This is a genomic window from Stenotrophomonas geniculata ATCC 19374 = JCM 13324 (genome assembly GCF_001431625.1).
GTDB classification, from domain to species: Bacteria; Pseudomonadota; Gammaproteobacteria; order Xanthomonadales; family Xanthomonadaceae; genus Stenotrophomonas; species Stenotrophomonas geniculata.
On record NZ_LLXT01000039.1, the window covers coordinates 1 to 10,104 of the forward strand.

8 protein-coding genes and 1 pseudogene are annotated in these 10,104 nt (G+C 66.2%); 5 read left to right on the top strand and 4 right to left on the bottom strand.

Going from position 1 to position 10,104, the window contains the following annotated elements; genetic code table 11:
• Positions 1-169 precede the first annotated feature (169 nt).
• Entirely contained in the window at positions 170-1,429 is a 1,260-nt protein-coding gene (gene fabV / locus ARC63_RS02425; protein WP_010484508.1) for an enoyl-ACP reductase FabV, read from the top strand.
• A 113-nt stretch (positions 1,430-1,542) separates the two neighbouring features.
• Here the strand turns inward: fabV and ARC63_RS02430 are convergent, their stop codons facing one another.
• The 3 genes from ARC63_RS02430 to ARC63_RS02440 all read right to left on the bottom strand — a co-directional run bounded on the left by ARC63_RS02430 (position 1,543) and on the right by ARC63_RS02440 (position 5,433).
• Positions 1,543-3,612, bottom strand: a complete 2,070-nt coding sequence (locus tag ARC63_RS02430) for an EAL domain-containing response regulator (RefSeq protein WP_010484510.1) — start codon at positions 3,610-3,612, stop codon at positions 1,543-1,545.
• Between the two features lie 91 nt (positions 3,613-3,703).
• Positions 3,704-4,888, bottom strand: coding sequence for a BaiN/RdsA family NAD(P)/FAD-dependent oxidoreductase (locus ARC63_RS02435; RefSeq protein WP_010484512.1), 1,185 nt, complete (start codon positions 4,886-4,888; stop codon positions 3,704-3,706).
• Entirely contained in the window at positions 4,885-5,433 is a 549-nt protein-coding gene (locus ARC63_RS02440; protein WP_057502436.1) for a YaeQ family protein, read from the bottom strand. Before ARC63_RS02440 ends, ARC63_RS02435 begins: the two co-directional genes overlap by 4 nt.
• Before the next feature lie 123 nt (positions 5,434-5,556).
• Here ARC63_RS02440 and ARC63_RS02445 point away from each other — a divergent pair, with 123 nt between their 5' ends.
• Positions 5,557-6,435: a pseudouridine synthase gene (locus ARC63_RS02445; RefSeq protein ID WP_057502437.1), complete on the top strand. Its 879-nt coding sequence runs from the start codon at positions 5,557-5,559 to the stop codon at positions 6,433-6,435.
• A gap of 6 nt (positions 6,436-6,441) precedes the next feature.
• Here ARC63_RS02445 and ARC63_RS02450 read toward each other — a convergent pair whose 3' ends face one another.
• Positions 6,442-6,930 carry a YaiI/YqxD family protein gene (locus ARC63_RS02450; protein WP_010484520.1) on the bottom strand — a complete coding sequence of 163 codons (489 nt, stop codon included), beginning with the start codon at positions 6,928-6,930 and terminating at the stop codon, positions 6,442-6,444.
• A 302-nt stretch (positions 6,931-7,232) separates the two neighbouring features.
• Here ARC63_RS02450 and ARC63_RS02455 point away from each other — a divergent pair, with 302 nt between their 5' ends.
• From ARC63_RS02455 to ARC63_RS02465, 3 genes and pseudogenes are all read left to right on the top strand, one after another.
• Positions 7,233-7,442: a cold-shock protein gene (locus ARC63_RS02455; RefSeq protein ID WP_004153307.1), complete on the top strand. Its 210-nt coding sequence runs from the start codon at positions 7,233-7,235 to the stop codon at positions 7,440-7,442.
• Between the two features lie 185 nt (positions 7,443-7,627).
• Positions 7,628-8,317 carry a glutathione S-transferase family protein gene (locus ARC63_RS02460; RefSeq protein ID WP_010484523.1) on the top strand — a complete coding sequence of 230 codons (690 nt, stop codon included), beginning with the start codon at positions 7,628-7,630 and terminating at the stop codon, positions 8,315-8,317.
• A 32-nt stretch (positions 8,318-8,349) separates the two neighbouring features.
• Positions 8,350-9,914 (top strand): annotated as a pseudogene (locus tag ARC63_RS02465) (protein adenylyltransferase SelO).
• The last annotated feature ends 190 nt before the right edge of the window (positions 9,915-10,104 follow it).

Sequence of the window (10,104 nt, forward strand, 5' to 3'; positions counted from 1 at the left end):
GGCCTCTGCGGGTGCAGGGTGCAACCCTGCAAAAGAAACACCACCCTACGGCAGCGTCGGTTGTGCATTCGGCCCCCGCGCACTACGATCCTGCGGTTCGCGCGCGCATGCGCGCACCCATATTCCTGCTGAGCGCCCCGCGCGCCGCATCTGCCAACCCGAGGTATCCATGGTCATCAAACCGCGCGTCCGCGGCTTCATCTGCGTCACCACCCACCCGACCGGCTGCGACGCCGCGGTCAAGCAGCAGATCGACTACATCCGCGCGCGCCCGCCGATCCAGAACGGCCCCAAGCGCGTGCTGGTGATCGGCGCCTCCACCGGCTACGGCCTCGCTGCGCGCATCACCGCTGCCTTCGGCAGTGGCGCCGCGACCCTGGGCATCTTCTTCGAACGCCCGGGCAGCGAGACCAAGCCGGGTACCGCGGGCTGGTACAACTCGGCCGCATTCCACAAGTACGCCGACGAAGCCGGCCTGTACGCCAAGAGCATCAACGGCGATGCCTTCTCCGATGAAGTGAAGGCCAGGGCCATCGAGATGATCAAGGCCGATCTCGGCCAGGTCGATCAGGTCGTCTACAGCCTGGCAGCGCCGCGCCGCAAGCACCCGAAGACCGGTGAAATCATCAGCTCTACGCTGAAGCCGATCGGCGAGCCGATCACGCTGCGTGGCCTGGATACCGACAAGGAAGTGCTGACCGAGACCCATCTGCAGCCGGCCACCCCGGAAGAAATCGCCGGTACCGTCGCGGTGATGGGCGGTGAGGACTGGCAGATGTGGATCGACGCGCTGGCCGATGCCGGCGTGCTGGCCAACGGCTGCACCACCACCGCCTTCACCTATGTGGGCGAAGAGATCACCCAGGCGATTTACTGGAACGGCTCGATCGGTGCCGCCAAGAAGGACCTGGACACCAAGGTGCTGGGCCTGCGCGAGAAGTTGGCCAAGATTGGTGGTGATGCACGCGTATCGGTGCTGAAGGCGGTGGTGACCCAGGCCAGCTCGGCGATTCCGACCATGCCGCTGTACCTGTCGCTGCTGTTCAAGGTGATGAAGGAAAAGGGCACCCACGAAGGCTGCATCGAGCAGTTGGATGTGCTGTACGACATCCTCTACGGCGGCAAGGCCGACGGCGTGGCGATCGATCGCCTGCGCCACGACCTGGTCGATGGCGAGGGCCATACCGTTGCGCTGGTCGATGAGGAAGGCCGCCTGCGTGCCGACTACAAGGAAATGGCGGCGGACGTGCAGGGCAAGGTGGTTGCGCTGTGGCCGCAGGTGACCAACGAGAACCTGTACGAGATCAGCGATCTGGCCGGTTACAAGGCCGACTTCCTGCGCCTGTTCGGCTTTGGCGTGGAGGGCGTCGACTACGAGGCCGACGTCAACCCGGACGTGAAGATCGACAATCTGGTCGACATGACCTGATCCATGAAAAGGCCGGCGAAAGCCGGCCTTCTCTTTGTGTAGAGCCGAGCCATGCTCGGCTGCTCTTCGCTTGAGTCTCGCAGCCGCGCATCGCTCGGCTCTACAGAGAGGCGTCAACCAAACTCGAACCCCATCTCCGGCAACGCCGGACCGACGAAGTCGCCCTGCACGTAATCCACGCCGGCACTGAACAGCAGGGTCATCGAGTTGGCATCGCTGACGAACTCGGCGATGGTGCGGATGCCGGCTTCCTGCGCACGCGCAGTGATCTGGCTGATGCGGTCGATGTTTTCCCGGGTGGCGGCCAGATCGCTGGTGAAACCGCGGTCCAGCTTGAGGAACTGCGGCTGGAAGTGGGCCAGCAGCTGGAACGAATCCAGCCCCGATCCGAACTGCTCCAGGCCGATGCGGCAGCCCAGCGGCGCCACTTCGGCAAGGAACTGCTGCGCACTGCGCAGATGGGTGAACACCTTTGCTTCCGGCGCATGCAGCCACAGCCGTTCGCCGGGCACGCCCTGTGCCTGCAGTTCCCGACGCAGGGTGGCGATCATCTGCGGGTCGTCGAACGACTCTGGCGTCACCTTCACCAGCATCTGCGTGGCATGGCCTTCGCGTGCACGTTGGCCCAGCACAGCGATCGCCCGTGACACCACCCAGCGGTTGATGTCGGCCAGCAGGCCGTGTTCCTCCGCGATGCCCAGGAACGCAGTCGGGCTCAGCAGTTCACCATTGTGCTCAAGGCGCAGGTAGGCCTCATACAGCTCCAGCGACTCCCCCTGCAGGTTCAGCACCGGCTGGTAGTGCAGCTGGAAGCCATCACCGGCCAGTGCTTCACGGATTCGGGTGACCCAGCGCAGCACGCGTTCTTCCTCCACGCGGTCGGCAGCGGCCGGGTCGAAGATGCGGCAGGTGTTGCCCAGTTCGGCGGCGGCCTGCGTGCATTCGCTGGCGCGTGCCAGCACCTGGCCGATGCTGGCGATCTTCTCGCCCACCTGCACGCCACCGATGCTGACCGTTACCGTGGCCGAACGCGCGCCGATGCTGAAGACGTGTGCGGCGTAGGCTTCGCGGATGCGCTCGGCCAGTGCCACGGTCTGCGCGTAGGGCCCGGCCTGCAGCACGGCGAAATTGTGTTCGCCGAAACGGGCCAGCTGCGCGTCCTCGCCAACCACCTCGGCCAGCAGAGCGGCGAGGGCGCCGATCAGGATGTCGGCCGAGGCCAGGCCGATATCCGGCAGCAGGCGCGCGTAGTGGTCCGGCTCGATCAGCAGCAGGCCGAACTGGCCTTCGCTGCGCCCGGCCTGGGCCACCGCGCTTTCCAGCTGCAGCATGAAGGTCGGTCGGTTGAGCAGGCCGGTGACCTGGTCGCGCTGGCGCAGGTCCTCGACCTCGCGCGCCAGTTCCGGGTCGAATTCCATGCGGCGGCGGAGTACCACCTGCAGGCAGGATTCGCCCTCGTAGGTGGCGGGGGTGAATTCCATCGTTGCCGGGAACGCGCTGCCATCCTCGTGGCGCGCGTCAAGCTGGTACTGCGGCGGCGGCGCCTCGCCACGGCTGAGGCCCTTCAGCAGCTGCTTGAAGCCTTCCACATGCTGGGCGGCGACCATGTCCAGCAGCGAGATGCCTTCGATATCGTCGAAATGCTCGTAGCCGAACATCTCCAGATAGGCGTCGTTGGCGCGGATGTGCATGCCTTCATGCACGTAGGCGATGGGGTCGCGCGAGGAAGCGATCAGGGCATCGCAGCGGCGCTCGGTCTCGCGCATCTGCGCCTCGATGCGGCGCAGGCCACGACGCGCCTGCAGGTCCACCCACTGATCACGGACCACGGCGAGCAGGTGCTCGGAACGCTGGCGCAGGGCGAGGGCACGGATGCCGTGGCTGCTGGCTTGTACCAGCTCGTCCTCGTCGATGCGTTCGGCCAGCAGCACCAGCGGAATGTCCTTGCCGCTGGCAGCAATATGCTGGGCCACCAGTGGCAGCGGGATCCCCTGCGAGGGCGAAGCCAGCACCAGGTCGATGGCCTGGCTGGCCAGCACCTGGGACAGCTCGGCAGCATCCTGCGGGCGCCACGGACGCACCGCGATGCCGCTGTTGCGCAGGGTGCTGACGATGGCCTCGGCGTTCTCGCCGCTGTCATCGACGATCAGCAGGCGGATGGTGATGTCGTTCGCGTTCTGCATGCACTGCTCCCCAATCTGCAAATCTAGATACACGATGCGCGCCGAACCGTCCATGCGCGCACCCCTTGCACGCATCGAACGGCGATGTGGTTCACACCACGCCACCGGCCGCGTGGCCGCTGGCCCAGGCCCACTGGAAGTTGTAGCCGCCCAGCCAGCCGGTCACATCCAGCACCTCGCCGACGAAATGCAGGCCGGGTACGCGCTTGGATTCCATCGTCGAAGACGAGACCTCGGCGGTGTCCACGCCGCCGAGCGTGACCTCAGCGGTACGGTAGCCCTCGGTGCCACTGGCCACCAGCGGGAACGCGCCCAGCAGCTGCGCGGCCTGGCGCAGCACCGGCTCGTCCAACTGGCGCACGGGCCGGTCGGGCAGCCAGTGTTCGCACAGCCGCTGTGCCAGCCGCTTCGGCAGTACTTCGCCCAGCACCGTGCGCAGTTCGGCGGCGGGTCGTTCGCGCTTCATCTGGCGCAACCACTCGCCGGCATCCTGGCCGGGCAGCAGGTCCAGCTCCAGCGCATCGCCGGGTTGCCAGAACGAGGAGATCTGCAGGATCGCCGGGCCACTCACGCCGCGATGGGTCAGCAGCATGAAGTTCTGGAAGCTCTTTCCGTTGCAGCGCGCCTCGATCGGCAGGGCGACACCACTCAGATCGGCCAGCCGTTCCTGGTGCTTGCCGCTGAGCGTCAGCGGTACCAGCCCGGCGCGGGTCGGCAGCACCTGGTGGCCGAACTGTCGGGCCACTTCATAACCAAAGCCGGTGGCACCCATGCTGGGAATGGACAGGCCGCCGGTGGCAACCACCAGCGAGGCGCAATGGAACAGGCCATGGGTGGTATGCACGCGGAAGCCATCGCTGCCGTGCTCGATGCGCTGCACGCTGCACTCGGTGCGCACCTGCACGCCGGCCGCCTGGCATTCGTCCACCAGCATCTTCACGATCTGCTTGGACGAGACATCGCAGAACAGCTGGCCCAGCTCTTTTTCGTGATAGGCGATGCCGTGCTTGTGCACCAGCTCGATGAAGTGCCAGGGCGTGTAGCGCGCCAGCGCCGACTTGCAGAAGTGCGGGTTGGCCGACAGGAAGTTGGCCGGGGTGGTGCCGGTGTTGGTGAAGTTGCAACGGCCACCGCCGGACATCAGGATCTTCTTGCCGACCTTGTTGGCATGGTCGATCACCTGCACCTGGCGGCCGCGCTGGCCAGCCGTGATTGCGGTCATCAGCCCGGCCGCGCCGGCGCCGATGACCACCACATCGCAACGGATGGTGCTCATGCCTTGGCGCGCTTGCGCCAGTTCGGGATCACGTCGAGCTGGATCTGGTCGTTGAGCAGCTGCACTTCGCCGTCCTGGATCAGCACGCTCCAGCGCATGGCGCGCTGGATCTGCTGGCCCCACAGTTCGACGAAGGCACCATCGAGGTTGACCACCGACAGGTTGTCGAAGCGCGCCAGGCCCTTGCTCTGCTTGCTCCACCAGATGTCCGAAGCGTTGCCGCCGTAGTTCACCACCTGCACCTGGCGGCTGCGGTTGCTGGCCTTGCGGATGCGCGATTCGTCTGGATGGCCCAGGTCGATCCATTGCAGGATGTCGCCGGTGTAGTCGTGCTCCCACAGGTCCGGCTCGTCATCGGTACTCAGGCCGCGGCCGAATTCCAGGCGGTCGCCGGCGTTCAGCGCGAAGGCGAGCAGGCGCACCATCAGGCGATCGTCGGTCTCGGACGGGTGCTGGGCCAGGGTCAGGTTGTGGGTCACGTAGTAGCCGCGATCCATGTCGCTGATCTGCAGTTCGGCCTTGCGGATGGTGGCGGTGAGAGCCATGGGGGGTCCGTGGACTAAAGACGACAATGATAGAGGTTTGCTCCAGGGGTGTCCGTGGCCGGGCTGTCTGTGGCGCGTCAACGTGGCACCCTTTCACTCTTTCCTGCCGCAGGAGTGCCACCGATGACCCTGCCCAGCCGCCTGCAGCTGCCGCCCGGCCACTGGAGCAGCCTGCTCGATGGCCTGTGTGCACGTTTCCCACGCATCGACCGTGCGCAGTGGCAGGACCGCTTCGCACGAGGCCGTGTGCAGGATGCGCAGGGCAGGGCACTGGCGCCGGACATGCCCTGGCAGGTGGGGCTGGAAATCCAGTACTTCCGCGAGGTGGCCGACGAGCCGGTGATTCCCTTCGCCGAGACCATCCTGCATCTGGATGCGCACCTGCTGGTGGCGGACAAGCCGCACTTCCTGCCGGTGACGCCGGCCGGTGGCTATGTGCGCGAAACCCTGCTGGCGCGCCTGGTCGCACGCACCGGCAACACCGAACTGGCGCCGTTGCACCGCTTGGACCGGCTGACCGCCGGCCTGGTGCTGTTCTCGACCCAGGCAGCCACGCGTGATGCCTATCAACGGCTGTTCCGCGAACGGCGCATCGAGAAGACCTATGAGGCGCTGGCACCGGCGCTGCCCGGGCTGGCGTTTCCGTTGCAGCGGGACAGCCGCCTGGTGCCGGGCGAACCGTTCTTCCGCATGGCCGAAGTGCCGGGCGAGCCCAATGCGCGCAGCCGGATCGAGCTGATCGAGGCCGAAGGGCCGGTCTGGCGCTACCGGCTGCTGCCGGAAACCGGCCGCAAGCACCAGCTGCGCGTGCACATGGCGGCGCTGGGCGCGCCGATCGAGGGCGATGACCTGTATCCGCTGCTGAGGCCGCGCCCGGATGAAACGGTCGAGTCGCCCCTGCAGCTGCTGGCGCAGGGGCTGGCCTTCGATGACCCATTGAGCGGGGAGCCCCGGCGGTTCAGCAGCCGGCGCCGCCTGTGCCTGCCCGGCCAGGGCGGGTAGGGCCGTTCAGCGAACCGGGCGTCGGGCCAACCAGCGGTCCAGCTCGGCAGCGAACAGCTGCCGGTCGCGCGGACCCAGCGGCGGCGGGCCACCGGTCTGCACCCCGGCGCCGCGCAGCTCTTCCATGAAATTGCGCATCGACAGCCGCTCGGCCATGTTGTTCGGGGTGTACAGCTGGCCGCGCGGGTTCAGCGCCACGGCCTTCTTCTCCAGCACCAGGGCGGCCAACGGGATGTCCTGGGTGACCACCAGGTCTCCGGCGGCGACCCGCTCGACGATGGCGCTGTCGGCCACGTCCAGGCCCTGCGGCACCTGGATCGAGCGCAGCCAGCGCGATGGCGGGGTGCGGATCCACTGGTTGGCGACCAGGGTCAGCTCGATCCCAACGCGTTCAGCGGCACGGAACAGGATGTCGCGAATGACGGTGGGGCAGGCATCCGCGTCCACCCAGATGCGGGGCAGGGCGGGTTCAGCTTGGGTTTCAGCTTCAGTCATTTACCCAGTGTAGGGTAGGAAAAACCTGAATGGGGACTCGGAGTTAGGCTTGATCGGCTGCCAAGCCTTGTCACGCCTAGCGGGCAGGGTTTGCCCATGAACGTCCGGGCTATCGCTTTTTGCAGAAAACACGCGTATCGTTCGACCCACTGTGTTTGCTAGGGTCACCGTGAATCGTGGCCTGGTGCAGTTGATCTCACGATCCGCTCATCGATCCGCTTTACCAACGCCTGCAACTCAGTCTCGGCCCCGATACCCGGTGGCTGCGATTTTTTTCAACATGTGTTTCAGGAGTTAGTCAAATGTCTGATCGTCAGACCGGCACCGTCAAGTGGTTCAACGACGCCAAGGGCTTCGGCTTCATCACCCCGGAAAGCGGCCCGGACCTGTTCGTGCACTTCCGTGCCATCCAGGGCACCGGCTTCAAGACCCTGCAGGAAGGCCAGAAGGTTACCTTCATCGCCGTCCAGGGCCAGAAGGGTATGCAGGCTGACCAGGTGCAGGCGGTCTAATCCGTCTGCTACCGTTTGGTAGCCAGAACGCCGGAAGCGAAAGCTTCCGGCGTTTTTTGTTGCCTGCTGTTCTGTAGCGTCGAGCCATGCTCGACTGCTTTCCAAAGGCAGTCGAGCATGGCTCGACACTACATGGGGCATGCACTGCTCGCGGTACGATGCGGGCCTCCCCAAGGATCATCCCCATGCGCATCGTCCATCACCTGGAAAACTCCCGTTCCCTGCGTGTGCTGTGGATGCTGGAGGAGCTGGGGCTGGACTACGAACTGCGCCGCTATCCGCGCGATCCGAAGACGCTGCTGGCGCCGCCGGAGCTGCGCAACGTGCATCCGCTGGGCAAGTCGCCGGTACTGCAGGATGGCGAGCTGGTACTGGCCGAGTCCGGTGCCATCCTCGACTACCTCGCGGATCGCTATGACACCCAACGCCAGCTGTCGCCGTCACCGATGCCGGCCGATGGCGCCGAGCGCATCGCCTACCGTTATTGGCTGCACTACGCCGAAGGCTCGGCGATGCCGCCGCTGCTGCTGACCCTGGTGATGGGCCGCATCCGCAACGCGCCGATGCCGTTCTTCGCCCGTCCGATCGCGCGCAGTATCGCCGACAAGGCCGAACGTGGCTTCATCGGCCCACAGCGGCGCCTGCACCTGGACTGGATGGAGCGCCGCCTGGCCGAAAGCCCGTGGTTTGCCGGTGAACGCTTCAGCGCGGCCGACATCCAGATGAGCTTCCCGATCCAGGCTGCGGCCGCGCGCGGCGGTGGTCTCGACGACAAGCCGGCACTGCGTGGCTTCCTCAAGCGTATCGGTGAGCGACCCGCCTACCAGCGTGCCGAGGCCCACGGCGGCCACCTGCAGGCGCTCAGCGGCAATTGAGGAGGGCGGCCGTCGCCCCCATCTTCAGCACCATGGATACCGACAGCCCCCGTTTCGACAACCGCCTGCTGCAGACCCTGCCGGGCGATCCCGAATCCGGCCCGCGCCGGCGCGAAGTGCTGGGTGCGGCCTGGTCGCCGGTGATGCCGACCCCGGTGACGGCGCCCACGTTGCTGGCCTGGTCGCCGGATGTTGCCGCGATGCTTGGTTTCGATACCGCTGAAGTCGAAAGCGAAAGCTTCGCGCAGGTGTTTGGCGGAAACGCGCTGTACGCCGGCATGCAGCCTTGGGCGGCCAACTACGGCGGCCATCAGTTTGGTCACTGGGCCGGCCAGCTCGGCGACGGTCGCGCGATCTCGCTGGGTGAACTGGTCGCGCCCGATGGCCGTCATTGGGAGCTGCAGCTGAAGGGGGCGGGGCCGACGCCGTACTCGCGCGGCGCCGATGGTCGCGCGGTACTGCGCTCGTCGATCCGCGAGTTCCTGTGCAGTGAAGCGATGCACCACCTTGGCGTGCCGACCACGCGTGCGCTGTCGCTGGTTGGTACCGGCGACGACGTGGTGCGCGACATGTTCTACGACGGTCATCCGCGTGCCGAGCCCGGCGCCATCGTATGCCGCGTGTCGCCGTCGTTCCTGCGCTTTGGTTCCTTCGAGCTTCCGGCATCGCGCGGGGAAACCGCACTGCTGCAGCATCTGGTTGATGCCTGCATCGCCCGCGACTTCCCCGAACTGCATGGGCAGGGTGAGGCGCTGTATGGCGACTGGTTCGCGCGATCGCGGTGCGCACCGCCGAGATGATCGCGCACTGGATGCGCGTCGGCTTCGTGCATGGCGTGATGAATACCGACAACCTGTCCGTTCTTGGTCTTACGCTCGACTACGGTCCCTATGGCTGGGTCGAGGATTTCGATCCGGACTGGACGCCGAACACCACCGATGCCCAAGGCCGGCGCTATCGTTTCGGCACCCAGCCGCAGGTGGCGTACTGGAACCTGAGCCGATTGGCACAGGCATTGTCACCGTTGTTTGCCGATGTCGAACCGTTGCAGGCTGGATTGGCTGCATACCAGTCCACCTTCGTGGCCTGCACGCGCCGCGATGCCGCAGCCAAACTCGGCCTGGCTGCGGCCGACGATGACGACCTGCAGCTCTACCTGCGCTGGCAGCAGTTGATGCAGGACGGGGGAATGGACATGACCCTGGCCTGGCGTGCGCTGATGCGTATCGATCCCGCGGCACCGGATGTGGCGCTGCTGGATGCGGTGTACTACGACGAGGCGCGCCAGCAGGCGGTGCAGGCGCCGTTGCAGCAGTGGCTGCAGGACTATGCGGTGCGGTTGCAGGCCGATCCGCTGTCGGCCAGCGAACGCCTGGCGAAGATGACAGCGGCCAACCCGCTGTACGTGCTGCGCAACTGGCTGGCCCAGGAAGCCATCGATCGCGCGGAGCAGGGCGACCTCGGCGGTGTTCATGCGTTGCAGGACGTACTGCGCAATCCATACACCGAGCGTGCCGGTCTGGAACACTTCGCCAGCAAGCGCCCGGCGTGGGCCGACAATCGCGCCGGCTGCTCGATGCTGTCCTGCAGTTCCTGAGGGTGGGTTTCGGCAGGGCTGCGCCCTGCACCTGCAGAGGCAAGGGCCGAATCCAAAGCCAGAGCCAAAGCCAGAGCCAAAGCCAGAGCCAAAGCGGCTCTGGATTGTCGATGGTCTGGCGGGGCGGTGTGGGGCTGCAGGACACGCCGTAAACCGATCCTTGGGGGCTCGATGGCGCCATCCATGGCGC